This is a genomic window from Planctomycetia bacterium, from assembly GCA_034440135.1.
Classification (GTDB): Bacteria; Planctomycetota; Planctomycetia; order Pirellulales; family JALHLM01; genus JALHLM01.
On record JAWXBP010000246.1, the window covers coordinates 76,515 to 101,816 of the forward strand.

20 protein-coding genes are annotated in these 25,302 nt (G+C 61.8%); 11 read left to right on the top strand and 9 right to left on the bottom strand.

Annotated elements, in window-relative coordinates; genetic code table 11:
- Positions 1–14 precede the first annotated feature (14 nt).
- Positions 15–1,346, bottom strand: coding sequence for a nucleotide sugar dehydrogenase (locus tag SGJ19_14890; GenBank protein ID MDZ4781534.1), 1,332 nt, complete (start codon positions 1,344–1,346; stop codon positions 15–17).
- A gap of 278 nt (positions 1,347–1,624) precedes the next feature.
- Here SGJ19_14890 and SGJ19_14895 point away from each other — a divergent pair, with 278 nt between their 5' ends.
- The 3 genes from SGJ19_14895 (at position 1,625) to SGJ19_14905 (ending at position 4,792) form a co-directional block, all read left to right on the top strand.
- Entirely contained in the window at positions 1,625–3,007 is a 1,383-nt protein-coding gene (locus SGJ19_14895; protein ID MDZ4781535.1) for a hypothetical protein, read from the top strand.
- Positions 3,008–3,204: 197 nt separating this feature from the next.
- Entirely contained in the window at positions 3,205–4,131 is a 927-nt protein-coding gene (locus SGJ19_14900) for an NAD(P)-dependent oxidoreductase (GenBank protein MDZ4781536.1), read from the top strand.
- Positions 4,132–4,183: 52 nt separating this feature from the next.
- The gene (locus tag SGJ19_14905; protein ID MDZ4781537.1) at positions 4,184–4,792 is read left to right on the top strand and encodes a Uma2 family endonuclease; all 609 of its coding nucleotides are present in this window, start codon (positions 4,184–4,186) and stop codon (positions 4,790–4,792) included.
- An 86-nt stretch (positions 4,793–4,878) separates the two neighbouring features.
- Here SGJ19_14905 and SGJ19_14910 read toward each other — a convergent pair whose 3' ends face one another.
- From SGJ19_14910 to SGJ19_14925, 4 genes are all read right to left on the bottom strand, one after another.
- A complete protein-coding gene (locus SGJ19_14910) occupies positions 4,879–5,943 on the bottom strand; it encodes a DUF1559 domain-containing protein (protein MDZ4781538.1) in 1,065 nt (354 codons plus the stop codon).
- A 162-nt stretch (positions 5,944–6,105) separates the two neighbouring features.
- Positions 6,106–6,543: a hypothetical protein gene (locus SGJ19_14915; protein ID MDZ4781539.1), complete on the bottom strand. Its 438-nt coding sequence runs from the start codon at positions 6,541–6,543 to the stop codon at positions 6,106–6,108.
- Positions 6,544–6,762: 219 nt separating this feature from the next.
- The gene (locus tag SGJ19_14920; GenBank protein MDZ4781540.1) at positions 6,763–7,584 is read right to left on the bottom strand and encodes a hypothetical protein; all 822 of its coding nucleotides are present in this window, start codon (positions 7,582–7,584) and stop codon (positions 6,763–6,765) included.
- Between the two features lie 221 nt (positions 7,585–7,805).
- A complete protein-coding gene (locus SGJ19_14925; protein ID MDZ4781541.1) occupies positions 7,806–8,666 on the bottom strand; it encodes a fumarylacetoacetate hydrolase family protein in 861 nt (286 codons plus the stop codon).
- A 115-nt stretch (positions 8,667–8,781) separates the two neighbouring features.
- Here SGJ19_14925 and SGJ19_14930 point away from each other — a divergent pair, with 115 nt between their 5' ends.
- Positions 8,782–10,029, top strand: coding sequence for a PQQ-binding-like beta-propeller repeat protein (locus SGJ19_14930; GenBank protein ID MDZ4781542.1), 1,248 nt, complete (start codon positions 8,782–8,784; stop codon positions 10,027–10,029).
- A gap of 648 nt (positions 10,030–10,677) precedes the next feature.
- On the opposite strand, the gene SGJ19_14935 is transcribed toward SGJ19_14930, so the two are convergent.
- From SGJ19_14935 to SGJ19_14945, 3 genes are all read right to left on the bottom strand, one after another.
- Entirely contained in the window at positions 10,678–11,367 is a 690-nt protein-coding gene (locus SGJ19_14935; GenBank protein MDZ4781543.1) for a metal-dependent hydrolase, read from the bottom strand.
- Positions 11,368–11,544: 177 nt separating this feature from the next.
- Entirely contained in the window at positions 11,545–12,975 is a 1,431-nt protein-coding gene (locus SGJ19_14940) for a glucose-6-phosphate isomerase (protein ID MDZ4781544.1), read from the bottom strand.
- A 114-nt stretch (positions 12,976–13,089) separates the two neighbouring features.
- Positions 13,090–13,929 (bottom strand): ABC-2 family transporter protein, encoded by an 840-nt coding sequence (locus tag SGJ19_14945; GenBank protein MDZ4781545.1) that lies wholly within the window; start codon positions 13,927–13,929, stop codon positions 13,090–13,092.
- 171 nt (positions 13,930–14,100) lie between these two features.
- Here SGJ19_14945 and SGJ19_14950 point away from each other — a divergent pair, with 171 nt between their 5' ends.
- Complete coding sequence (locus tag SGJ19_14950) at positions 14,101–14,700, top strand: BMC domain-containing protein (protein MDZ4781546.1); 600 nt, start codon at positions 14,101–14,103, stop codon at positions 14,698–14,700.
- 23 nt (positions 14,701–14,723) lie between these two features.
- On the opposite strand, the gene SGJ19_14955 is transcribed toward SGJ19_14950, so the two are convergent.
- On the bottom strand, positions 14,724–17,135 hold the full coding sequence (locus SGJ19_14955; protein ID MDZ4781547.1) for a hypothetical protein: 2,412 nt from the start codon (positions 17,133–17,135) through the stop codon (positions 14,724–14,726).
- A gap of 109 nt (positions 17,136–17,244) precedes the next feature.
- Between SGJ19_14955 and SGJ19_14960 the strand changes: the two genes are divergently transcribed.
- The 6 genes from SGJ19_14960 to SGJ19_14985 all read left to right on the top strand — a co-directional run.
- Positions 17,245–17,904: an MBL fold metallo-hydrolase gene (locus tag SGJ19_14960; GenBank protein ID MDZ4781548.1), complete on the top strand. Its 660-nt coding sequence runs from the start codon at positions 17,245–17,247 to the stop codon at positions 17,902–17,904.
- A 334-nt stretch (positions 17,905–18,238) separates the two neighbouring features.
- Positions 18,239–18,649: a hypothetical protein gene (locus tag SGJ19_14965; protein ID MDZ4781549.1), complete on the top strand. Its 411-nt coding sequence runs from the start codon at positions 18,239–18,241 to the stop codon at positions 18,647–18,649.
- Between the two features lie 386 nt (positions 18,650–19,035).
- Positions 19,036–20,067, top strand: a complete 1,032-nt coding sequence (locus tag SGJ19_14970) for a DUF1559 domain-containing protein (protein MDZ4781550.1) — start codon at positions 19,036–19,038, stop codon at positions 20,065–20,067.
- Positions 20,064–20,573, top strand: a complete 510-nt coding sequence (locus tag SGJ19_14975; GenBank protein ID MDZ4781551.1) for a hypothetical protein — start codon at positions 20,064–20,066, stop codon at positions 20,571–20,573. The genes SGJ19_14970 and SGJ19_14975 overlap by 4 nt, the downstream gene beginning before the upstream one ends.
- Positions 20,570–22,093 (top strand): heavy metal-binding domain-containing protein, encoded by a 1,524-nt coding sequence (locus tag SGJ19_14980; protein ID MDZ4781552.1) that lies wholly within the window; start codon positions 20,570–20,572, stop codon positions 22,091–22,093. Before SGJ19_14975 ends, SGJ19_14980 begins: the two co-directional genes overlap by 4 nt.
- A 28-nt stretch (positions 22,094–22,121) precedes the next feature.
- The coding region (locus SGJ19_14985) for an efflux RND transporter permease subunit (GenBank protein ID MDZ4781553.1) at positions 22,122–25,302 on the top strand (3,181 nt) is incomplete at its 3' end.

Here is a 25,302-nt window from a genome sequence, read left to right on the forward strand (position 1 = left end):
AAAAGTGTTTCAACTTAAGCATGTACGATGTTCGTGCGACCGACGCCGACGGCGCGGGTCGCGTTGCGGGTGTCGATCACCAGCGGGGCGTGCTTGACGATTTCGGCGTAGTCGAAGCCGGTGTGATCCGTGACGATCAGGGCGGCGTCGAGCGAGGCCAGGAATTCCGGCGTCAACGCTTCGCTCGCCAGATCGGGCATCGGATGGTCTCGCATCTTCGGCAGTCGCGAAACGTGCGGATCGCTGTAGCTGAGCTTTGCGCCGCGATCGCCGAGCATTTCCATCAGCTCGAACGCCGGGCTTTCGCGGGGGTCGTCCACGTCCTTTTTGTAGGCCACGCCGAGAATACAAATCTTGCTGCCGCGCACCGGCTTGCCGGCGTCGTTGAGGGCAAGCGCTGTGCGTTCCACGACGCGCGTCGGCATCGAGGTGTTGATCTCACCCGCCAGTTCGATGAACCGCGTCTGCATCCCGTGTTTCCGCGCGACCCAGCTCAGATAGAACGGATCGATCGGCAGGCAGTGGCCGCCCAACCCGGGGCCGGGGTAGAACGCCTGGAAACCGAACGGCTTGGTTTTCGCCGCGTCGATGATTTCCCAAACGTCGATACCCATTCGCTGCATCAACAGCTTGAGCTCGTTGACGAGCGCGATGTTGACCGCGCGGTAGGTGTTTTCCAGAATCTTGGTGGCTTCGGCGACTTCGCAGCTCGAAACCGGAACCGTCTTCACCACGACCGCGCCGTACAGGCGATCGGCCAGGTCGAGGCTCTTGGGTTCCAGCCCGCCGACGACCTTCGGGATATTGCCAGCGGCGAACTGCGGATTACCCGGGTCTTCGCGCTCCGGGCTATAGGCGAGGAAGAAATCCTCGCCGGCTTTGAGGCCGCCCGCGGCGAGAATCGGCAGCACCACGTCCCGCGTGGTGCCAGGATAGGTGGTGCTTTCGAGCACGATCAATTGGCCCGGACGCAGGGCGGCGGCGATGAACTTCGCCGTACCTTCGATGTAGCTCAAGTCCGGGTCGCGGCTCTCGCTCAAGGGGGTCGGGACGCAGATCAGGATTGCGTCGGCCTCGGACAGGCGCTTCATGTCAGCGGTCGGCTCGAAGCGTTTTCGCTTCACGCAATCGCCGATCCATTCCGAGGTAATGTGGCCGATGTAGCTCTCGCCTGCCAGCAACCGATCGACTTTGCGTTGATCGACGTCGAAACCCATCACCGGATAGCCGCCGTCGATGAAAGCCCGCGCCAGCGGCAGCCCGACATAGCCTAGCCCGACGATGCCGACCTTGGCGGTCTTTTCCCGGATGCGTCCCAGCAGGGACTCATAGTTGTTTTGCGCCATTTTCTGCCCCGAAATAAGGTGTCACAGCAGTCTGTGCCAGGGGTCGCAATTCGTCAAGCAATGGATGGCGCGACCGCTAGCACCCAGATGACCGGCCGCGGATTGAGCCCCCTGTGCCGGTCCTATCACCTGGGCGCGACAGGTCGTCGCATCCGGTGCGAACGGCTAAACTCGTGGGCGTTCCCCGCTCACCGAAAGGCGCCCACTTGCGGCATCCGAGTCAGTCAGAAACTCTAGGTTCCTCGTCAACCCGGCGCGATCAGGCCAACCGCGTGGTCATGGCGGCCGCGTGTCTGCTCTTGTTCGCGCAAGTGAGTTCCGATTGGTACGTCACGCGGGACGGGGCGTCGTACTTGTCGATCGCCCGGTCGCTGGCCCAACAGGGCGCGCCCACGAATCTCGGTCAGCAGCAGCTTTTCTTCGCGCCGTGCTATTCGTTTCTGATTGCGCCCTTGTATTGGATCAGCGACCGTCCGATCCTCGCCCTATCGCTGTTGAACGCGGCGCTCGGCGTGGCCTTGCTGTTCTCCACGAGGTCGTGGATCTCGCGGTTCGCTCCCGACGACGCCGCGCTGATTGCCGCCACGTGCGTGATCAATGCCAGCGTTGGCATCCTGCTTCGTCGCACGTTGAGCGAAGCGCTTTTTATGCCGGCGATGGTCGTCACCGTGCTGTTGCTCGAACACGTGCGCGCCGCTACCGTCGAACGCCTTCCCGTACGCGCGGCGCTCGGCGCGGGCGTCGCGCTGGCGATGGTCTGTCTCACGCGTCAGGCCGGTCTGACGACGCTCCCCGGCTTTGCCATCGCACTCGGCGTTACGACGTCTCGAAGCGGCGCATCATGGCGGCGTGCGGCGATGGTGCTGGCGCTGGTCGCCGTGCCGGCGTTGGCGGCCGTGGCGGGATTGGGTGCATACGAGCGCGCCACTGCGGTGGAGGACGCCCGCACCTATGCGGATTTTCTGGCCGCCGATTCCCAGTCGTTCCCCGCGCAGGTGCGCACAGGCCTGGTGTTGCGCATCAGCGAGATTGGACGGGTGGCGCTGCCGGGCATGTTCAAAGCCGCGCCGGACGCCAGTACCTCGGGCTGGTTGAATTTTTCGCTGTATGCGGCGACCGCGCTCGCCGTGGTCTACGGGGCCGTGCGCATGTTGCGCCGCAATCCTGACACGTTCTTATGCATCGCGCCGTTCTACGTTGCACTTTATGTCGTGTGGCCCTTCGATGAAGGAATTCGCTTCCTCGCCCCGTTGGCGCCCGTCTGGTTGATCGGACTTTATTTCGCCCTACCCGAGGTCCCCGCGCTGCGCCGCCGGGTCGCCTGGCTAAGTTTGATCACGCACGCGATCGTGGCCGTTGGCTATTGGCTGGCGAATGATCGGCCGGAAGCCCGTCGCGATAACGCGGAATGGCCGGCGCTCGATCGCCTGGCGCAGTCGATCGACGTCCAGGCCGGCCCCGTGGCATGGCAACTCGACGGCCGCGATCACGAACGGGCAATGTTCCAACTCTCGATCGATCGGCCGGTGAACAATGCGTCGACCAAGGAAGCCGTCGCCGAGGACGTAACTTGGCTCGTCACCACGACCGGCGCGCTCCCCGCCGATTTTGATAAGATCACCACCGGCGGCAATTATACGCTCTGGCGGAGAAGGCCTTAGTGCCCGCGAAACACGCGAAACACACAAAAGAATTCGGGGAAAACGCCTATTTCGCAATCAGTAGGCTGTCGTAAATCCGATCCGAATTGCGATTCCGAATCTCGTGTACGTGTCGCGGCCAAAATCCCTCCTCCTCTTTTCGCGACATTTCGCGTGTTTCGCGGGCAAACTTCCCAATCAACTCATCGAGACGACTCATGTCCCTGCCTGAAATTGCTCCCGGAAAGGCCCGGCTTGGTTGGATTGGAACCGGCGTGATGGGATCCAGTATGTGCGGCCACTTGCTTGCCAAGGGGTTCGCCGTCACGGTCACCAATCGCACACGGGCCAAGGCCGAGCCGCTCATCGCTAAAGGCGCCGCATGGGCCGACACGCCGCGCGCACTTGCCGAAAAGTCCGACGTCGTGTTCTCGATCGTCGGCTATCCGCGCGATGTTCGCGAAGTGTTGCTCGGCGACGACGGCGCGCTGGCGGGCGCGAAGGCGGGCGCCATCCTGGTTGACATGACCACCAGCGAACCGTCGCTAGCGGTAGAAATCGCCGAGCGCGCGAAGGAACGCCGCGTCCACGCGGTGGACGCGCCGGTTTCCGGCGGCGACATCGGCGCGCGCGAAGCGCGGCTCTCCATCATGATCGGCGGCGACGCCCAGGTGGTCGCCGCGCTGCAGCCGTGCTGGGAAGCGATGGGCAAGACGATTGTGCATCAGGGCCCCGCCGGCGCCGGACAGCACACGAAGATGGTCAATCAAACGCTGATCGCCACCGGCATGATCGGCGTCTGCGAAGCGCTGCTCTATGCACACCGCGCCGGCCTCGATCTGAACACGGTGCTGCAATCGGTCGGACCCGGCGCGGCCGGGAGTTGGTCGCTCGCCAACTACGGCCCCCGGATGATTAACGGCGATTTCAAGCCCGGCTTTTACGTCGAGCATTTCATCAAGGACATGGGCATCGCCTTGGCCGAGGCCCGGCGCATGGACCTGGCGTTGCCGGGCCTGGCCTTGGCGGAGCAACTCTACATCGCCCTCAAGGCCCAAGGCCACGGCCGCAGCGGTACGCAGTCGCTGGTGTTGGCGCTGGCGGCGATTTCAAAGGTCGAATGGCCCGGCGGAGTGAAAGCGTGACGCCGTCCCCGCGGGTATGATATGCTGAAGTTCGCAATGTGGAGACCTATGCATGGCTACTGATCACCCCGCCGCTTACGTGCCGCTCACGCCGGTGACGGACTATGCGCCACGGCTCATGACCGCCGCCGATCTGGCGGAACTGCCAGCGGAGCTGCCTTCTGGCCCAGTCCACTACGAACTTGATGACGGAGTACTTATCTCCATGTCGCCGCCCGGTTTCTTACATGGTTCCGTCGAAAGCGGGATTGTCGCGGCACTCCGGCAACAGGGTGAAGATCGTGGCCACGGTCTCGCCAGTTGCGGCGAAGTTGGCATCGTACTGCGCCGCAATCCGGACCGCGTGGTCGGCGCGGACGCCGCTTTTATCTCCAGCGCGCAGTTGCCCGTACAGCTTACGCCGGAAGGTTACCTGGAGACCATCCCCGCGCTGGTCGTCGAAGTCGTTAGCAAGAACGACACGCGCAAGTACCTCGCACGCAAGGTGAACGATTACCTGCGGGCCGGCGTGCAATGCGTTTGGGTCGTCGACCCGCAGTCGAAGTCGCTCACCGAACATCGCGCCAACACCGAGGCCCGCACCTTCGACGCTAGCGCCACGGTGACTCTAGCGGACTTGATTCCGGACTTCGAATTGGCGCTGGCGGGCTTGTTTCGGTAGTTGCTGACCACTCTGGCGCAACAAAAAAGCGAGAGCCGTTGCCGGCCCTCGCTTATGCTGATGTCTTGCTTTCAGCGACGTATCGTCTAGTACTTCAACTCAAATGCCACGCCGTCGCGGCGGTCGCCCAAGTAGGCAAAGACGTTACGATCGACGGCGTAGTCGATGTGCGTTACGCGGCCGTCCGCGAACGCGGCGTTAATCCCGGACGTATGCGCCGAGCCGAAGCGATAGCCGAGGAATCCATCGAACCCAGCTCCTGTGCCGGCCGACGAGGATGTCCTTCCTTCACCATCCGGGAGCGGAGCGAAGCCCGTCGAACGCATTACGTCTGGATCCCAGCCATCGGTCCAACCACGGTCGTCGTGCCACTCGCCGGTCTCGTACTCGAGACGAGCAAGCCGTTTCTCGCTGAGCACCATCGTGTTGGACGCCCCGTCCTTGATCTTCGCATACGTGGTGGGCTTCGCGATCCAGGTCCTCGTCACGATACCATTGAATACCCTGGTGGGACTCCTGGGACCAATGGTATGCGTGTATGCTGATCCGCCCCAGAACGCGTCAACGGCGCCGTCTCCCTCCAATTGCAACACCGGTCCGCCACGCGATTGCCCAATTTTCGTCGGCACCGCAGCCGCATAGTCAATCAGATAGCGATAGGTCACGCCCGAGCGAGAATTGGTTTGTTGCGCGGCTGGCGCCCGGCGCGAGGGACAAAAATAGAACGGCACGGCCACACTGGCCATCTGGTTCTCGTCCGGCAGTTTGGAAAGCCCCAATTGCTCGATGTGAGGCAGGATGGCAAAGGCCCAACTCATGCCCATGATTTTCGGCGCGTCTGACGGGATCGGTGTTGACGGGTAGAACTGTGCTTTGTACTCGGCCTGGTGGGCCGGATTTTTTGGATCGTACCATGGCAATGGCCAGGGATCGGTCCCGCCTTGCGGCCAGGATTTGTTGCTCGATTCGAAGGTGTGCATCGCCAGCGTCATCTGCTTCAGCCCGTTCGTGCATTGCGTCCGGCGAGCGGCTTCGCGCGCCACCTGCAACGCGGGCAACAGCAATGCAATCAAAATGCCAATGATGGCGATCACCACCAGCAATTCCACCAACGTAAACCCGGCGGATCGGCGCGTTGAGCCACGAGGCATGAGGCTCTCCTTCTTCGAATGAACTGAGGCTTGGAAAAGTAGTCTCCGACACCAGCCCGCCACGGACAATGAACCGCCGCCGCCTTGCCCGCGCCGAGCAGCTCTCGATCAGTTGGTACGTTTCAATCCTGTTCTTGGATGCAGTAAAGTGTCGAATGGGCGCTATTTGGCGTTCGGCACGAGTTGCTTGAACTGCTCGGGATCGAGATCCACGACAGACCCGCCGCCAAACGCCGCTAAGCGGCTGTCGCCGTCGCCCTCTTGCTCATAGGCGATCGGATCATACTTCCCCACTTGGGGCGTCACGTTCCAAATAAACACATAGGGCTTCTTGTCGCGGGGTGAAGTCAGGAAAGTCTCAACGTCGCCTTCAAAGGTGATCACTGCCGCTGGATTAGCCTTGGTCGCTTCCAGGTATTTCTTGAACTCCTCCAGGTTGGCCGGAGGCTTCCGCTTCGACGAACTGAACTCGCCGTACAAGAGCGCGATGGCCTTCATGTTCTGTTCGTCGGTCGGCAAACCTTGAACCTTGTTCCCGCCGCAGCCCGGCAGGCAAACCATCGCCAACGCGAAGAACAGGAGCGCGCTCAAGCGAATCATGCGAAAAGCATCCCCCTCAGCGAATTGCCGTGCGCCTTCGTTGAACGCCTGGGCGCGAGGCGATGACGCCTAAAGTATAGGTAGTCGGGGGGGAATTAGAAACCAACAATCAGGGGGGACGCTAGGAGAATCTCCAAAAATCTTGTGCCATGTTTTTGCCCTGCGCAAAGATTGCGCAAGCAGTGGATGGGATCACTGGCTCGTGGCAGGGAGCGGCTACTACGGCTGCGGAGTTTCGGTCGGGAGGCCAGAATCGACCGGCGCAACGTCCGTTTGCGGGGCCTTGGCGCCATCCTGCTGGAACGGATCGAAGCCAGGTTCGACCGTCGTGGGGGTGTCCGACGGCGGTGTTGGCACGTTCGAGGGATCGAAGGCCGGTCCAATGCCCGGCGTGCCGGCGGATGGCGGCGGCAGCGGGGTGGCTGTCACGAACCAATCGTAGAACTCCTTCGTGGCCGGACGCTTCAAATCCGCGACGCGTCGCTCGGCGTCGGCCGCCAAAGCCCCGCCGGCGTATTGTTCGACGAGTTGCTGATAAAGCTTTTGCGCGGCGTCCAGATCGCTTTTTTCTCCGAGGGCTTCGTACGCCTTGGCTTCGCCATAAGTGGCTCGCTCGACCAGAGCTGCGTACTTGCCGGCGGCGTTTTCCGCGACGGCGTGGTAGTTCGCCGCCGATTCTTTGAGTTTCGGCCGCGCCGCGGCGCGGTTGTTGAACAAGTTTTGCGTCCCTTCCGCGAGCTGGCGATCGGCCGCGTAAAGCCGCGCCCAGAGGCCGGCCGGTTCCTTCGGAAGGGCCTCGGCGACCTTGACCATTTCGGCCTCGGCGTCGGTCGCCTCGGCAGCGGCGTAGAACTGGTCCCAATTGGCCTGCTCGGCAGCTTCCGCCTGACTCTGCCAGAAGGAATAGGCCAGAAACAGCACGACCAATGCCACGATGCCGCCCAGGATCGCTTTGGTATAAGGGGCGACGGCGTCGATCGACTTCTCCAGCCAGTCGGCCAACTCGTTTTCCTTCAACTCGTGACGGCGCTCAGATTTCATAGCCAAACTCAGGACGCGAAAGAGACCCTCGGGACGCGCGCAAAGCGGCCCCACAAAAGCGATTGCGCGAAGTATAGAAGCCCCCGCGTCGGGGCGTCAAGGGAGACCGGGGGGTGCTGCTACTGCGCAACTTGCTCCAAGCCCAGGGAAGGCCACCAAAGTCCCGAGAAGACAGAGAAGACTTCGAGGGCCTTCCCTGGGCTTAGCGGCGCTATGCCTGCCTATCCCTGTTCAACCGGGTTCATCAGGCGACCGATGGCGTCGATCTCGATTTCCACGATATCGCCGACCGCCAGTGTGAACTCGTTCGGCGGCACCAGGCCAGTGCCGGTGAGCAGAAAGGCCCCGTTCGGGAAGGAGTTGTCGCGGCCCAGGTAGCCGATCAGATCGTCGAACGTACGGGCCATTTGTCCCAGATCGGTGCGACCCGAGAACGCTTCCGCGCCGGCACGGGTGATCTTCAAGCGGATGCCGACTTCCGGAAGCGGCGGTAGGTCGTCGATCAAGGTGACGGCCGGACCGAGCCCGCAGCAGCCGTCGTAGACCTTGGCTTGCGGCAGATAAAGCGGGTTTTCGCCCTCGATATCTCGGGAACTCATGTCGTTGCCAATGGTGTAGCCGACCAGTTCCAAACGCGAATTGAGCACCAGCGTGAATTCCGGCTCCGGCACGTTCCACTTCGAGTCGCTGTGGATGCGGACAGGTTGCTCCGGGCCAGCGACGCGATGCGGCGTCGCTTTGAAGAACAACTCCGGGCGCGGCGCGGTGTAGACCATGTCGTAGAAGCGCGCGGCCCCTTCGGATTCGTCCATCCGCGCCTTTTGGCTGCGCTTGTACGTGACGCCGGCCGCCCAGACTTCCTGGTTATCGATGGGTGCCAGCAGCCGCACGTCCTCAAGTGCGATCCACTCACTGAGCGATTCCCGTAGCTCTGCCACGACCCGTGCCGGCTCGGCGTCTTCGAGCACATCGAACAGCCGCAACTCGGGCCGTACGGCGGCGACCGGAAAGACGCGTTGCGATTCCAAAATGCCCAGTTGCGGTTGCCCCTCGGCGTCGGCGAAACGAACAAGCTGCTGCATCCCGGAAACTCCTACGTGGAGATGTTTTTTGAGTGAACTACCGCGCCGTAGCTTAGCGAGGAGGCGGCCCACACGCTACTCTATTGATCGTCCCCCGTCATGCTGGAGTTGCCTTGTGAATTCCTTCGCACGCTGCGTTTTGCTCGCGTCGATTCTTGCCGAATCGTTTTTGCTTTCCTCAACGATGGTGAAAGCCGGCGATTGGCCGCAGATTCTTGGCCCGGCGCGGAATGGCATCGCCGTTGACGAGCGGTTGGCCGCGACATGGCCGGGCAATGGGCCGAAGCTGTTATGGCAGCGCGAAGTCGGCGCCGGGCTGGCCGGGCCGGCCGTGATGGGCGAGCGCGTGATTCTGTTTCATCGCGTGGGGGACGAGGAGGTTGTCGAGTGCCTCGCCGCGGCGGATGGCGCCCCGCAATGGCGCACCGCGTTTCCGGCCAGTTACGCCGGCGGCTATCACGCCGACAACGGCCCGCGCTGCGTTCCGACGATTGCCGGCGACCGCGTGTTTCTCCTGGGCGCCGCCGGCGACTTGCATTGCGTCGCCTTGACTGACGGTAAGGCTTTGTGGTCCCGCGCGCTCAACGAAGATTACAAGGTCCGCGACGCGTACTTCGGCGTCGGCAGCGCGCCGCTGGTCGTCGGGGATCGCGTACTGGTGAACGTGGGGGGCAAAGCGGCGGCGGGGATCGTCGCGCTGGCCGTGAGCGACGGCAAAACATTGTGGACCGCCACAAACGACGAAGCCAGCTACGCCGCGCCGACGTTGGTCACGTTGGGCGGAAAGGCGCGGGCGCTATTCGTCACGCGCATGAACGTAGTGGCGATCGCGCCGGAGAACGGGCACGTATTGTTTCAATTCCCGTTCGGCAGATCCGGACCGACGGTAAACGCCGCTACGCCGCTGGTGCTGGGCGATCTATTATTCTGCTCGGCCAGCTACGGCGTCGGCGCGGTGGCGGCGCAGATGGATGCAAACGGAGCGAAAGAACTCTGGCGGCGCGACGACGTGATGTCGAGCCAATACGCGACGTGTATCGCGAAAGACGGGTTACTCTATGGCGTCGACGGGCGCGAAGACGTGGGCGTGGCGCGGCTCCGCTGCTTCAACCCGGTGGACGGCAACGTGAAATGGACCGAGGAAGGCTACGGCGTCGCCACGCTGGTGCTGGCCGGCGACAAGGCGCTGGCGCTCAAGACGAGCGGCCAACTGGTGCTGTTTCAACCGTCACCGCAGGGTTATGAGGCACTCGCGGAAACGCAGTTGTTCGAAACCACGACGCAGCCGCTGCCGGCGCTGGCGAATGGGAGGCTGTTTGCCCGAGATATGAAGGTTTTGAAGTGCCTGGCGGTCGGGGAGTGAGAGCGTTGTGGCAGAGTCGTTCTACATAGGCCTGCAACTGTCGGCATCACTTCTTTGCGAATGTCCGGGCTGCGTAGATATAAAAGCAATTCCATACGGCAGGAATCAGCACGAACAACACAGGTAGCCAGAGTAGTTTGCCTAGTGGCACGACAAGAGGGCGGGGGATGGAGCCAAATTCCCAAATCAGCCTGACGCCATGAATAGCAGCCACTACTATCCCCATTGCGCCGGCAATGTACGCAACCGTTAAACCTCTCCTGTGCCTCTGAATGAGTAGGGACATGGCGATCAGTCCCAAGCAAGGGCAGGCGTACTGCATCGCAACTCGGACGATCCAATCCGACCAATCTGGTTTGATGGGTCTCGCAATCGTGGTCACAATTGATATCAAGAGTGACAACATTGAAAGACACAAGTCAGCAATCAAAAAAACGCCAGAGAGACTGGCAAAACGCGACCGTTCGCCGGTAGGCTCTGGCCTCAGAGAGGTTCGCGGTGAGGCGTAGGGGTTTTCATCTTGTGACATGACCTACCCCGGCGATGTATTCATCAGCGCGTGCTGGGATCGTCGCTGAATGTGAATACGACGTCCTCACCATCGGCGTCGGAGACGCCTCCCACAGGTTCGTGAAAATGGAGCGCTGCTTAGCCATCCAAGCTGAACTTGCCGCCGGGTTCGACCACGATGGGGATGGCGTGCGTTTCGATCCGTACGCGGTGGGCCCAGGCGTGGACGTCTTGGGCGATGGGGGGCCAGGTGTTGTAGTGCGCCGGGGCGACGCGTTTCGGCTGGAGGAGATCGATGGCCACAATCGCGTCGTCGGGGCCCATCGTGTAGCGGTCGCCGATCGGCAGCACCGCCAGGTCGAGCCCGCCGGCGCCGATCAGTTTCATGTCGCTGAAGAGCGCCGTATCGCAGGCGAAATAAATCCGCGCGCCGGGCAGTTCTAGCAGGAACCCGCCGGGATCGCCGCCCGCCGCGCCGTCGGGCATCGTCGAGCTGTGATGGGCCACCGTGAGTTTGACGCGGCCGAACGGTTGCTTCGTCGCGCCACCGATGTTCATCGGATCAACGTGCTTGACGCCTTGCTGCTGGAACCACTCGCAGATTTCGTAGTTGGCAATCAACTTCGCGCCGGTCCGCTCGGCGATTTTCTTGACATCGGCGACGTGATCGAAATGCCCGTGCGAGACGAGAATGAACTCGGCCGACACATCCGCGGCGCGCACCGGGGCGGTGGGGGAATCGTCGAGAAACGGATCGAGCAGCAACTTGTGCCCCGCCGTTTCAATCAACCAAGATCCGTGACCAAGCCAGGTGAGTTGAGCAGACATGGGGAGGACCGAGGTTTTGGGTTGAAACGAGGGTCTGAGATTGAATGTCGAATGACGAAATCCGAATGTCGAATCAAATCCGAATGACTGAATGTCGAGTGACGGAATGCTGAGTCGGCTCTTTCATTCGACATTTAAGCATTCGTCATTCGGATTTCGAAATTCGACATTCTCAACTCACTTCTTTCCTCGCAAGAACGCATTCATGTGTTTCTTGTAGCCTTCCACGCCGGGCTGGCCATAAGGGTTGATGCCGATCAGGCGGCCTTCGGTGGCGGTGGCGAGCATGAGCATCTGGAAAAACTGGCCCATCGTGGCTTCGTCCAGCCGCGGCAGATGCAGGTCGGTGGTGGGGCGTCCGTCTTCGCGATAGGCCTCGTTGGTGCCGGCGATCGCGGCCGCCATCACGTCCGGCAATGTCTTGTCGGCGAGTTCGTTGAGCTTGTCTTGATCCAAGTCGGAACGCCCGATGGCCAGGCGATCGCGGTTGTAACGATCGACGATCACATTCGTGACCAGCTTGTCGCGCTTGCCTTCTTGATGTTGCTGCCCGCGCGAGTGCAGGTCGCGCGTGTTGACGACGGTGATCGGCGTGGCGCCTTTTTCCTGTTTGCCGAGACTTTCGGAGAGGAGCTGGTCGTACCACAGCCCCGCGGCTTCGAGTCCCTTGCCCCAAGTGGAAAGCAAGCGAATCGTGGCGCCGCGTTTTTCTTCCATCAGATGGCAGACGCCGACGTAATCGAGCGCCACGTTGTGCCCCGGCGGCTGCGTTTGAAAGTGCGCGTTCGCCAGCGCGGCGCCTTCCAGCAGCTTGACGATGTCCAAGCCCAGCACCGCCGCCGGCAACAGGCCGACCGCGGTGAAAATCGAAAACCGCCCGCCGACGCCGTCGGGAATATTGAACACATCGGGACAGCCGAGCGCTTTCGCCAGATCGAACAGCCGCCCGCTCGGCCCGGTCACGGGGACGACCAACTGCGCCAAGCGATTCGCGTCCCGTCCGGTCGATTGCCGGAGCGCGGCGAGAAACTGCCGGAAGGCGGCGGCGGTTTCCAGCGTGCCGCCGGACTTGCTGATCACGAGGATGCCCCAGCGATCGTCGACGCTCTTGGCTTCCGCGCCGCGACCCAAGAGATCGAGCAATCCTTGCGAGGCGTCGTTATCGACGTTGTTTCCTTCGAACGAAATCCTCGGCCGGGCGTCGCGAGCCGCGCGCGGCAATTCGTTGTGATACGCGTGGCAGCACGATTCCAGCAGCGCCCGCGCGCCCATGTAGGAGCCGCCGATGCCCAGGACGACGATGCGATCGACGGCTTCGGCAATGCGGTTCGCCGCGGCAATGATGCGGCCCACTTCGCTGGTGGCGCCCTGGTCGCGATACTCGGCGAGCAAACGATCCGGCAAGAACGTGAAGCCGGCGTCCAACGGATGCTTCGCTTCGGGAACCGCGGCGCCTTTCGCCCACAATTCGGCATCACTCAGCACTTCGTCGCGCGCCTTGAGCAGCCGCGGGCGCAGCGCCTCTAAGTCGGCGGGCGCAATCCCAGTGGTTTCGAGAAAAGCGCCGCGCGGATCGTAACTGAGCGGTTCCATTGTGCGTGCGGACATCATGATTCCTCAATGAGATTTGCCACCCGCCTCCACTACAACGCGCGCCGCTCAACATATCCCAAGCCCGAATTCCCCGCCAGGGCCGATGTGGCAGTTCAACGCTTCGCGTTTTCAGCTACTCGCGCTGCGGTAGCTCAAGAGTGCGCGGCGAAAGACCCAGCGGGAGCCGATAAAACTGAGCGCGGTCGCCACGATGGTGAATAGCGCCAGTGGCCAGGACTGCTCCGACAATGGCCGAGTGAACAGCCGCGCCGGAATGTTCACGACGACCAAGACGGGAATCAGGAACGTGAACAACCATTGCAGCCCGACGCCCATCGCGTTGCCGCCGTAGATTTCCATCGGGTAGCGCGAGAAGTTCGTCAGGTAGAACCAGAAATCGTACAGCGATTGATTGCGCCCCAGCCAAATACTGGTGGCCGCCAGCGCCACGGTCAGGCTGTAGAGAATCGCCACGCCGCAGAGGATGTACAAAGCGTAGAGCACGATCGACACGGGCCCAGGCGTGTAGTCCAATCGCAAAAGTGCGTAGCCCAGCAACAGCAGGCCGAACACGAAGTTGGCGAGCGACGCCCATTCAATGCGTTGCAGCGAAATCAGGAACTGCGTATCGATCGGTTTCAGCAGCGCGAAATCGAGCCCGCCCGTGCGGATCAATTCGCTGAACTCCTCGGCGTTCGGCATGAAAAACGTTTGCACCAGGCTGTTGATGATCATCGAGGTGGCGATGAACACGAAAAACTGATAACGCCCCCAACCGCCGGCCCCCAAATCGAGCTTCATGCCCCCCACTTCGACGGTGGAGAATACGAGCACGTAGAACCCCAGATTCATCGCCATCCAGCACACGCTGGTCAAGGCGTTGATCAGAAAGTTCGACCGGTACGTCATATCCCGCACGAGACTATTGCGGGCAAACGTCAGGAAAACGCGGAAATAAGCGGGGGACATGTGAAACCATTTAGAAGCGAAGCGTTCCGACACCGACCATGAGGCTATGCTTCCCGCGCCGAACGGTCAAATCCCATCGCCCCCGACTGGCCCTCGTAAGCTACGCTAGCCATACTGGCGCATCGCGTATCCGCTTCCTCCAGCCTACAGCCTCTCCCCTCCCGCCTGCCCATGCCACTCGCCCTGCTCGAAGTCAGCAATCTCACTCCCTCGCTGTTGGTCGCGGACCATGCGGCGAAGGCGGCTGGCGTGCGGATTGTGGCGATCGAGAGCACGGACAGTCCGGCCCAGTGCATTATTCTGGAAGGGGAAGTCGACGCCGTGCAGGCGGCCGGCGAGGCTGGCGTGGCGTTGGCCCAGCGGATGGGCGCGACTTCGCTGCTGACCATTCTTTCCGGACCGACGGCTGAGGTCGTCCGCCTCGCTCACGCCAAACCGGTTTACAGTCCGCTGTTGGAAATCTACGACGCCCGCATTCCTCGTGAGGAACACATGACGACGCCCGACGCCATCGGACTATTGGAAACGCAAGGCCTGGTGGCCGCCCTGCACGCCACGGACGAGATGCTGAAAAGCGCTTCGGTCACGTTGGTGGGCAAAGAGAAAATCGGCGCGGCCTACGTGACGATCGTCGTCCGCGGCGACGTCGCGGCGGTGCAAGCGGCGATCGCCGCCGGCAAGCAAACCGTGGAACGCCTCGGCGGCAAATTGATTATGGCCGACGTGATCCCGCGCCCGCATCAGGAGTTGTTGGCGCTGCTGCCGAAATAGTCGCGACTTCGCAATATGCGCCGTCAATCATGCGCCGACGGTTCGGGCTTCGGCTCGGGGTATTTTTCTCGCAGCGGTTTAGCCGCATCGCTGCGCAGCAGCGGGCCGATGTCTTCGTCCTCATAGAGGAAGGAGAGTTGGACTTTCAATTCCGCGAGACGTTGCATCGACGCTTCAGCGGTAGCCAGATCGCCGCGAGCTAGATGGACCAGTAGGCCGAAAATGGCGGCGCTCTCTTTTTGTTCGAATCGCGAAGTCTCAGTGAGCGCCTCGTCCCAACGTTGGACTTTCACCAGGCAACGAATCAGTTCGGTCCGGGCGCCGAAGGCGTGATAGCTGGCGTCGCTTGATTCGCCGTCGGCTGCATCAGCCGGCAGCTCGGCGATCTTGACGAACTCTTGCAGCAAACCGATCGCGGCGTCCGTGCGACCCTGGCCGCTGGCCGCTACGCCTTCGTAGTACGCCAACATCGGTTCGGTCGGCGCATCCCGGCGGCGCAGCTCGACGAGTTCGATCAGTGCGTCCCATTTCGATTCTAACTCGCAGTCTAGGGCCAATTGCTCGAACGTCTCATCGGTCGGAGCGACGTTTTCGTAGGCAAACTTGTCCCGGCCAGCGCGATGCAATGCGTTTAACCGCGCCAGGCGAAGCGACTCGCGCACGCCTTCTTCCATTTCCTTGCCCGCGACGCCAGCAAAGATGCGCTCAGCGTCTTCGTACCGTTCTTCCTTGACGCACAACTGGCCGTCGTAGTACGTCAGCCACGGATCATCCGGCTCGATCGGCAAATGTCGGCCAGCCACCGTGCGATACAATTCGTGCCGTTTCGCGCGCTGTTCCGGCGCCTCGCCGGCTACCTTCGTGAACTCGGAATCTTCTGGATACGCATACACGTAGTTCTGCGGATGCAGCAAGCGGTCCGCGATCTGCTCGAATGCGTAGCGCGACAGCGGCGCGCGACCGTAGGCGTCCTCCGCGCGGAGGTCCGCCAACATGCAGGTGATGAAGCCGCTCACGTAGTACTGCAACTGCTCCTCATCCTCCACGAGCTTGAACGACGCCGCGTAGGTCTCGGCCGCGACTTCAAACTCTGCGCGGTGCTGCAGCACTTTGCCCTGATAGTAGTTGATCGTGGGATTCGTCGGTTCCATTTCCCGCATCGCGCCGATCACCGCGTCAAGGTCGTCGTATTCTTCGACGCTCAATAGTTCCTCGCCCAGGCTGGCGAACCAGTCATGGGCCTCGCGAATCTTACGGAACTCGGCGACGATCTCGCCGCTTTGTTCCTTCGGCAGCAGCCGCGCAAGCTGGCCGATGTGTTCTACGTCGTAAGGTACGAGCGCCAATGCCTGGCGATGCACCGCCACGGCCTCGTCGTTGCGCTTCAATCCGGCGAGCGCCAGCGCCTTCACCATCAGAATGCCAGGATCGATCCCCAGCGTGCGCGTGTAGCGATCGACGTGCTCCAACGTCTCGTCGAATCGTTCGTTCATCAGCGCTCGCCACGCTTTGCGTCCAATGAGCGCTGGCATTCGCGGCGCAAGTTCTTCCACCTTCCGATAGGCCGCGTCAATTTCCTCTGGCGTGAACTGGTAGCGAAGCCGTTGCCTGGCGTCGACGGCGAGATACGCGCGATATGCCGCCAATGATGGTGGCAATGGTATCGACTGCAGCGGTTCGATCTTCGACCAGGCCTCGCCATACTCTTCGGCGATCATCTTCGGCAGGTAGTTCATCAACGCCTCCACGGTCGGCGCCGGAATGCCGTCGCGCGCACACTCCGCGGCCACGGTCGACGCGCGCAATCCCGTGCCGACGTCGGCCAGGTCGTAGACTTCCCAGTCGTAGTCGCCATAGCGCAGCGACCACACCTGGCGCGCGGTCGCCTCCCGATTGAATACGTAGCGGCGCGTATACACCGTAGCGTTTTGGACGCCGTCCGTTTCGGTCAGGCGGATGCGGCAAATCTCGAAATCCTCGCCCCCGGCTCCTTCCGCATTGTGGACGAAGTGCTGGACCATTCCCGCGGCAATGCGCCGCGCATCATCGAGTTCCAGCGGCCTGCCCGGGTCCTGGCGATTGATCTGTTCGATCAGCGCCTCTTGGTTCACGAGGCCGACAAACAACTCGACGTCCTGTTGGTCGATGGCAGCCGCGATAACCGCGAACACGTCCTCGAACGGCTCGGTTTCTTCGTAGCTGGGACGTTCGGCCCCTTCACGGAAGGCGCGGCCCGCTTCGCGCGTCGAGATGCGCGGCACGCGCAGTGGCGGCTTGCCGGAGTTGGCGTTTTTCGCGGCCGTTTCTGCCCAGGGCCGATCGATCGTGACCGCGTACAGCACTGCGGCGATAATCCCGCCGAGCGCGATGGCTAAGAAACCGCCTAGCGCCCATAGTCGCCGGTCGATGCGTACTTCGGGTCCGTGCTGGCTCAAGGCAGTCCCTCCGGAGAGTCCTTCACGCTACGATTACTGATCGGACGTCACTTACGAATTATAGTTCGCCGCGCCGTCGCCGTGGCAGCCCACCCTTGCCGACCGCTTCATGAGCTCGACCTACCACGTACGCCGGATCGTCTCCGCTCCCTTTGCGGAAAACACCTTCGTCGCCCGCTTCGAGGGGCGCGACGATTGCCTGATCGTCGACCCTGGCCTGGAGCCGGAACAGATCGTGGCCTACGTCGAACGGGAACAACTCACGCCAGCGATGATTCTCAACACGCACGGCCACGCCGATCACATCGCCGGAAACGCCGAAATGAAACGCCTGTGGCCCGAATGCCCGTTGGTGATCGGCCGCGGCGACGCGCCGAAACTGGCGAGCGCCGCACTGAATCTGTCGCTTGGCTTCGGCATGCCGATCACCAGTCCGCCCGCCGATCGCCTGCTGGACGAAGGCGACATCGTCAGCGCCGCGGGCTTCGAGTTCAAGGTCGCGGAGATTCCCGGCCATTCCATCGGCCACATCGTCTTCATCGCCCGCGGCGCGTCGCCGCCGTTCGTCTTCGGCGGCGACGTTTTGTTTGCCGGCAGCACCGGTCGCTGGGATTTTCCCGACGGCAACCGGGAGCAGCTCTTTCACGGCATCCGCACGAGGCTGTTCACGCTGCCGGACGAGACCGTCGTCTACCCCGGTCACGGGCAACGCACCACCACAGGCGCGGAAAAAAGCACCAATCCGGTCCTCAACGGCGCCTACGATTAGCGCGTTTAAGGGCCTGCGAAATCTTCCACACTAGCCCGACGCGCAACCGAGGGTGAGTCGTCGTAGATTTCGAGTAGACGTCTACTCTTAGCGGCGAACTAGACTCGACGGTATAGAGTTCTTCCGCGCCATAAGTCGTGAAACGATGGGCGCAGGCTGGGCGAATCGCCGGCGCGCTCGGCTTGGGTGGCCGCGAAAACGACGACGCGCCTGTCCGCCTTGAGGCGTTCTCGCCAGGCGTTGTTGTAGGCGGCGGAGTTGTAGGCGGCGGAGTTGTCGAGCGTGGCTTGGCACAGTGCCCCGATCGCCAGCAAACGTTACCTGCAAGTGACCGATGCTCATTTCGCAGACGCTGGGGAGGTCGCTACCTGCCCGTCACCGCTGGCTAAAAGCGGCGCAAAAAAAAGCGGCGCAGAATCCGGCGCAGCAAACACGCGCAGGTAGCGGTGAGGAATCGCACGTTGCCACGGCTACCCAACAAAAAACCTCGGTTTTGCCGGGGTTTGCGACATCTTGCGATGTACTGCAATCTTGTTCAATACCCCCAGCGGGAGTCGAACACAGTCCTGATTCCTCGCAAAAAACAGGGATTAGGGTCGAAAGTGGCGCAGAATCCGGCGCACTCGAAGCCCGTCAGTCCACAATTGACCACAATTTGGCCACCGTCGTCGAGGCTTGGCCACGGCTGCCCGAAGCGATCAAGGCGGGCATCGTGGCCATGGTTCGTTCAGCCGCACGACCGTGAGCGCTTCTTCGAGACCTTCTTCCAAGCTGGCCGCGGCATCTGGATGCCTTCATCGTCAGCGGAAAGTCGTCGTATTGCTAGAGGAAGTCACAGATCTGGGCACCGGGCTGCATGAACTGACGTGAAGGCAATGGATACGTCCGTGGTAGCATTTGAATGCCTCCAGTTGCCATGGATAGCTGACTCGCACGTCGATTTGTTGACCCGGCGTTCAGAGGTGATAAACTGAGAGCCAGAAACCAACGGGGGGTCATGATCGCCCTTCGCGCTGGCCGGTTGGCCCTGCGCGAAGGGTTTTTCGTTGGCCCAGTGGTTCCACTCGCCCGGTCCGCTCGCACTTCTCAAGCTACACTTTCTCGGCGTACACACCGTCTGTGGGGACTTCTATGTTTCGACATCGTCGTGGGTTCACGCTCGTCGAATTGTTGGTCGTGATTGCGATCATCGGCATCTTGATCGCGTTGCTGTTGCCGGCGCTGCAGATCGCCCGGGAAGCGGCGCGCCGTGCGCAATGCACGAACAACACCAAACAGATTGGGTTAGCGCTTCACAGCTACCACTCGGCCTTCAATCTCTTTCCGTTCGGCAAGGGAGCAAGTTACCCCGGCGCTCCGGTATACGCCCGCTGGTCGATGCATGCATTGATCTTGCCGCAATTGGAGCAGACGGCGGTACAACGTGCGATCAATTTCAAGATGCCACCCGAAACGCCTGGTATGGGTGGCGCCGTTGCGTTCATGCCGGCCTTTCAGAATCCTAATCGTGAGAATGCGGAGATTTGCCGTACGCAGATTCCCACATTTCTGTGTCCTTCCGATCTCGCAATCGCTGGCGATTGGCCTGGGCAAAACAACTATGCCGGAAACCAAGGCGGCTGGCTTTGTGATCGCGGTCACAAGCCGGGAGCTTCGAGCGACGTCTCGCCGGGCGAAGTGCAGACAGGCGTCCTCTTCTATCTCAGCCATGTGCGCATGGGAGACCTAAAGGACGGCGCCAGCAACACCGCTCTGCTCAGCGAAAAGCTTCGCGGGCAAGGAGTGCCTGACCCGCGCAGCGATATGTTCGTCATGTCCCACCAATCCACGCTCGATGCGACGTACAGCACTTGCACTAATATGGACGTCACCACCGCCACGCCGCTGACCAGCAAATGGGGCTGGAGTTGGGTGATGGGAGAGAACTGCTGCACGCTTTACAACCACGTGACCACGCCGAACAAGAACACCTGCGGCGGGACGGGCTTCCCCGGCTCGATGACCAATATGGCCATGCAGGTGCCGCCGTCGAGCCGCCATCCCGGTGGCGTCAACGTGTTGATGGCCGATGGCTCCGCACATTTCGTGAACGATACGATTGACCTCGTGGCATGGCGCGGCTTGGGAACGCGGAACGGCAAGGAGCCAGTGCAATTGCAATGAGCCGCCACGTCCCGATCGCCGCGAAGCGCAGTTCGCTCGTCGCGATCATGGCGTGCCTTGGCGCGATGGTTCCCGGATGCCAGCCGCGCGGCGCGGCGGACTTCGTGCCCAACACCGACTTGGCGCGCAACGCCGTGGAAGCGTCTCTCAACGCTTGGAGCAAAGGACAAGCCAAGGTAGACCCCATTCGCAACGCGGAATCTAGCATCGGCGTCGAACTCGTCGACAACTTTCGCGCGCCGGGCCGCGAGCTGGCGCGCTTCGACATTCTTGGCGAGACGCCAGCGACCAACGCTCGAGCGTTCGCGGTAAAACTCACGCTCGCCAATCCGCCGGAAGAGTTGAAGTGCCGGTATCTGGTCGTTGGCATCGACCCCCTCTGGGTATTTCGTCAGGAAGACTATGACATGCTGGCGCATTGGGATCACGCCATGCCGGCCGAGAGTGAGAAATCCGCGACACTCGAAGTTATCGAGGAGCCGGAAGCTGCCGGACAAGGCCCATGAGCGTCCCGGATGCGGCCGCGGACGTAGCGCCCAGGCCAGGCCGGTTTGGTCGAGTCACTTGGCTATTGCGCGTCCTCGAAGTGCGCTTTCGATTCATCATCTTGCTGGCAGCGCTGCTGCTCGTGTTTGGCGGATGGAGCAGTCTGCAATCGCGGTTTGATTGGTTCCTGCGAAAGTTGCGAAATGTCGCCGAGACGGAGGCCGTCGTCTCCAGCGACACCGAGTATTTTTGTCCGATGGACCCCGGCGTGTTATCCGACTGGCCGGAAAAGTGTCCCATCTGTCAAATGTCGCTCGTCCGGCGAAAGAAAGGAGACGCGGCCATACTGCCTAGCGGCGTGACCGCGCGGATGCAGCTCACGCCCGAGCGCGTCCAACTCGCCGGCGTACTGACGATGCCGGTGGAATATCGCCCGCTTAATCGCGAACTGGCCGTCGGCGGTGTGATTTCACCAATTGGGGCGGACTCGCCAGGGACATGGGACTTCGAGGCTGCCATCGCGCGTGCCGATATCCCGCTCGCCGTCCATGCCGACGCCGGGCAGCTCTCGTTGCATGTCGATGGTTTGTCAGACGCCAGCGCCAGCGTCTCGAAACTGAAACTCGTTCAAACCGACGGCCATGCTGCTCCGCGCGTCCGAGTAGAACTTAGCGATCCGGATGGTACTTTGAGCTCCGGACAATATGTCGCCGTTACCCTGCGCGTTCCCGCCGCCGCATTCGAGCCATTTCGCGCACTGTCGATATCGCCGCCAGCCATGCGCGACGGAGAAATGCGTTCCGTGTACTACTGTCCGAATCATGGGGATACGCTGCACGAAGCGCCAGGGAAATGCCCGCTCGATCAGCAAGCGTTGCTTGAGCGCACGCTCCACGACAACGAACGCCTCGGCTGGTGGTGCCCGATGCATCCGCGTGTCACCGCCGACGAACCAGGTCATCTATGCGCTGAATGCAACGGCATGCGACTCGTGCCGCGCGTGAAGAGTTACGCGCCGGCCGGAACTGTGTTGGCCATACCCGAAAGCGCCGTCGTCGATTTTGGTCGTGAACGGGTCGTGTACGTTGAGCGCATGCCCGGCATGTACGATCGCGTACGCGTCGAGCTAGGTCCCAGCAGCGACGGCCAGTTTCCTGTGCTGAGCGGCCTTGCGTCGGGCGATCGCGTCGTCGCAGCGGGCGCATTTCTACTGGACGCCGAAACACGATTGAACCCGGCGCTCGCGAACAGTTACTTCGGCGCCGGACCCAATGTAGGCGTCACGGCCAAGGTGCCGACGGCCACCGACAACAAGTCGGACGAAGCTCAATCGCAGCGCATTGCCGCCGCACTGAAACAATTGAGTCCGCAAGATCGCGCCGCGGCGGAGCGCCAAGGCACGTGTCCGGTCACCGGTCTGCCGCTCGGCTCGATGGGCGCGCCCATCAAGGTTACCAGCAGCGGCCGACAAGTCTTCGTTTGCTGTGCCGGATGCATCGATCAACTCGAATCGTCGGAGCAGCCCGCCAAGTCGGAATAATGTCTCGCCGACACATGGCCTTCGTCCCATGATCGACCGCATCATCGAACTTTCGATTCGTCATCGCTGGTTGGTCATCATGGCCGGCCTGGCGCTGGCGGTTTGGGGAATCGTGGCGGTCTATCAAACGCCTATCGACGCTATTCCGGATCTCTCGGAAAGTCAGGTCGTCGTCTTCGCAGAATGGTCTGGCCATAGTCCGTTGGAGATTGACGATCAGGTCACGTTCCCGCTCACCACGGCGCTGCAAGGCCTGCGCGGCGTCGACGTCGTGCGCGCATCGAGCGATCCCGGCTTCTCGATGATCAACGTGATCTTCGCGGAGCACGTCGATCGACAAACCGCGCGCGAGCAGGTCTCGTCGCAGCTCGCCGAAGCGCGGCTCCACTTGCCGCCGGGCGTTACGCCGCGTTTGGGACCGGATGCGGCGAGCACTGGACAGATTTTTTGGTATGTCCTCGACGGCGCGGGCGTCGACCTCGGCCAACTACGCACGCTCCAGGAATGGACGATTCGTCCGCAACTCGGCGCTGTGCCGGGAGTTGCCGAAGTGGCGAACGTGGGCGGCATGTCGCCAGAATACGTGGTCGAGGTCGATCCGCGGAAGCTGGCGGCGAACGGCGTCCCGTTACCGGACCTGTTGCGCGCCATCGAAGCGGCTGACTCCACGGTCGGCGGCAACGTCATCCATCAAACCAATGCCGAGTATCTGGTCCGCGGGCTCGGTCGTTTGGGTGCGCGGGGCGAAGCGTTCGATGCAGCGCAAGCGATCCGCGACATCGAACGCATCCCGATCGACGTGCATGGCGGATTCGTCTGCTTTGTCGAAGACGTGGCCACCGCCTCCATCGCCCCACGAGCACGGCGCGGCTCGCTCGAAATGGACGGCAATGAAGTGGTCGGCGGCGTGGTGATGATCCGCGCTGGAGAGAACCCGCTCGAAGTGACTCGCCGAGTCCATGAAAAACTCATCGAGCTCTCCGCAGGGCTCCCGGAAGGCGTGGCGATTGTTCCGGTTTACGATCGCACGTCGCTGATAGAAGGAGCCGTCGGCGCCGTCACGGGGACGCTTATCGAAGCGATCCTCTCCGCGGCCGTGTGCGTCCTCATTATCTTGCTGCACTTTCGAACGTCGTTCGTGATCGCCATTACCTTGCCGCTGGCCACATTGGCCTCATTCGTGGCGATGTGGACGCTGCGTCGGTTCGGCATTGCCGACATTCAAACCAATATTATGTCGCTCGCAGGGCTTGTGGTCTCGATTGGCGTGCTGGTCGATTCGTCGATCGTGATGGCGGAAAACGTCATGCATCGCTTGCACGCCGAATTCGGCGATCGCCCGGTCACCGGCGACGTGCGGCACATCGTATTGCCTGCCTGTCGCACCGTCGGACGGCCGATGTTCTTTGCGATACTGATCATGCTCCTCTCCTTCCTGCCCGTCTTTGCGCTCGGCGGCCTGGAAGGCAAGATGTTTCGGCCGTTAGCCTATACCAAATCGTTTGCGTTGATCGCCGTCGGCGTGTTGGCGATCACGCTCGTTCCCGCCCTCTGCACGATATTTGTCCGTGGACGACTGCGCGGTGAACGCGCCAGTTGGGTGGTGCGAAGCGTGGTCGACGTCTATCGCCCTGTGCTGGAATACCTGCTAGATCGCCCGCTCGCGCTCGTCGTGTTGCTTGGCGCCACATTGATTGTTGGCTTTGCGCCCTTGGGCAGTCAGGTTGTCACAGTCGCTATCATGGCTTGCTTGCTAGTGTTCGTCGCGCTCGCCGCAAATCGCGGCCGCAACGCGATCTTGGCCTCGATGTTTTTGGTCGTGCTCGCCTTGACCTGCAAACATTTGATGGCGCCGCTCGGCTGGATTGACATGCCTCCCTTAGACGAAGGCATGGTCATGGATATGCCGATCACGATTCCCCGGGCATCGATCAGTCAGTCCACAGACGACATGAAGGCGCGGGACATGGTGCTATGCCGTTTTCCCGAAGTCAGGATGGTCGTTGGCAAAGCCGGTCGCGCGGAATCCGCCGCCGATCCGGCGCCGCTCGATATGATCGAAACGATGGTTGATTTCCGGCCAGTTGCCACCTGGCCCGCCCGCCATATTGCGCCGTCGGATGCGTCGCGCATCGCCCTATCATTGTTGCGCGCACTAACGGAGCGCGAAATGGCAGGCGTCGACATTGAAGCCCAGTCGCACGATCAACTGGCCGATGAGGCGGCGGTAGCTGGCTTGCCGCGCTACGATGCCCTCATGCGGGAATACTGCTATCAACGCCAACAAGAGTTTATTGCGCAGCTGGCCGTCGACACCGTGTCGCATGCGCTCGACTTGTTCTCTGAGCAAGCCGACCGCGAGGCGGTGTTGCTTCGCCCGGTGACAGAAGAGGACCGCGCACTCGTACTGAATGGCATTCCCGATCGTTTGCGCCGGCGCCTCGGCCAGTCGCTTACTGAGGAAGACGTGCATCTACTGTGGAAGAGGATGGCGCAGCTGTTTCACGAACGAGGACTCACCGCACAAGAAGCAGATTTGCTCGGCCTCGAATTCTCCCGCTGGAGGCGGCCGCTCCAGGTCCTCAGTAGCGCGATGGGAAAGACTTCTGCTTCGCCAGATAGTTTCTTGATGGCCGAATTGGCGAGGTTTCAATCCTCGCACTGGCGCCAAGCCACGCAAACGCTCGATGACGCACTCGCGGAACGTGGCCCTGCCACCTTTATTCAAATCGCGGCCGAAGAGCTGCTCGCGCGACTGCGAATTCTCGACCGCGACACGATCGCGGCGTTACAAGAGCGCCAGCGAATCCGAACGACTCCGCCGCCCCGCGCAGCCGGCCATCATGGCGGCAAACTTGGCCCCTTGGCCACGATCGACCCGCATCCGATGTTTGATGCGTTGCTGCGCGATGAAACGGCCGCCTGGGCCGGCACTATCGTGCTCCGCCCCCTTCACCGCCACGAACTTATTGGCTTTGGCGGCGAGTTAAACCGCGCCTTGCAAATGCCAGGCTGGACGAACGTCTGGACGACGCCGATTCAAAATCGGGTCGACATGTTGACCACCGGCGTGAACACTACGGTCGGGATTCGCGTGTTGGGGCACCGTCTCGACGACGTCGTCGACGCCTCGCAACGTGTCGCGAAAGCCGTGTGCAAGGTGCCCGGTGCCGTGAACGTCGTCGCCGATCCGATTCGCGGCAAGGCAT

Excerpts from the sequence above, each read along its gene's own strand:
- SGJ19_14950 (MDZ4781546.1), top strand. The coding sequence starts at position 14,101 with ATGCCACTCGCCCTGCTCGAAGTCAGCAATCTCACTCCCTCGCTGTTG.
- SGJ19_14965 (MDZ4781549.1), top strand. The coding sequence starts at position 18,239 with ATGCTCATTTCGCAGACGCTGGGGAGGTCGCTACCTGCCCGTCACCGC.
- SGJ19_14905 (MDZ4781537.1), top strand. The coding sequence starts at position 4,184 with ATGGCTACTGATCACCCCGCCGCTTACGTGCCGCTCACGCCGGTGACG.
- SGJ19_14960 (MDZ4781548.1), top strand. The coding sequence starts at position 17,245 with ATGAGCTCGACCTACCACGTACGCCGGATCGTCTCCGCTCCCTTTGCG.
- SGJ19_14900 (MDZ4781536.1), top strand. The coding sequence starts at position 3,205 with ATGTCCCTGCCTGAAATTGCTCCCGGAAAGGCCCGGCTTGGTTGGATT.
- SGJ19_14890 (MDZ4781534.1), bottom strand. The coding sequence starts at position 1,346 with ATGGCGCAAAACAACTATGAGTCCCTGCTGGGACGCATCCGGGAAAAG.
- SGJ19_14925 (MDZ4781541.1), bottom strand. The coding sequence starts at position 8,666 with ATGCAGCAGCTTGTTCGTTTCGCCGACGCCGAGGGGCAACCGCAACTG.
- SGJ19_14970 (MDZ4781550.1), top strand. The coding sequence starts at position 19,036 with ATGTTTCGACATCGTCGTGGGTTCACGCTCGTCGAATTGTTGGTCGTG.
- SGJ19_14935 (MDZ4781543.1), bottom strand. The coding sequence starts at position 11,367 with ATGTCTGCTCAACTCACCTGGCTTGGTCACGGATCTTGGTTGATTGAA.
- SGJ19_14895 (MDZ4781535.1), top strand. The coding sequence starts at position 1,625 with ATGGCGGCCGCGTGTCTGCTCTTGTTCGCGCAAGTGAGTTCCGATTGG.
- SGJ19_14910 (MDZ4781538.1), bottom strand. The coding sequence starts at position 5,943 with ATGCCTCGTGGCTCAACGCGCCGATCCGCCGGGTTTACGTTGGTGGAA.
- SGJ19_14980 (MDZ4781552.1), top strand. The coding sequence starts at position 20,570 with ATGAGCGTCCCGGATGCGGCCGCGGACGTAGCGCCCAGGCCAGGCCGG.
- SGJ19_14945 (MDZ4781545.1), bottom strand. The coding sequence starts at position 13,929 with ATGTCCCCCGCTTATTTCCGCGTTTTCCTGACGTTTGCCCGCAATAGT.
- SGJ19_14940 (MDZ4781544.1), bottom strand. The coding sequence starts at position 12,975 with ATGTCCGCACGCACAATGGAACCGCTCAGTTACGATCCGCGCGGCGCT.
- SGJ19_14915 (MDZ4781539.1), bottom strand. The coding sequence starts at position 6,543 with ATGATTCGCTTGAGCGCGCTCCTGTTCTTCGCGTTGGCGATGGTTTGC.
- SGJ19_14975 (MDZ4781551.1), top strand. The coding sequence starts at position 20,064 with ATGAGCCGCCACGTCCCGATCGCCGCGAAGCGCAGTTCGCTCGTCGCG.
- SGJ19_14920 (MDZ4781540.1), bottom strand. The coding sequence starts at position 7,584 with ATGAAATCTGAGCGCCGTCACGAGTTGAAGGAAAACGAGTTGGCCGAC.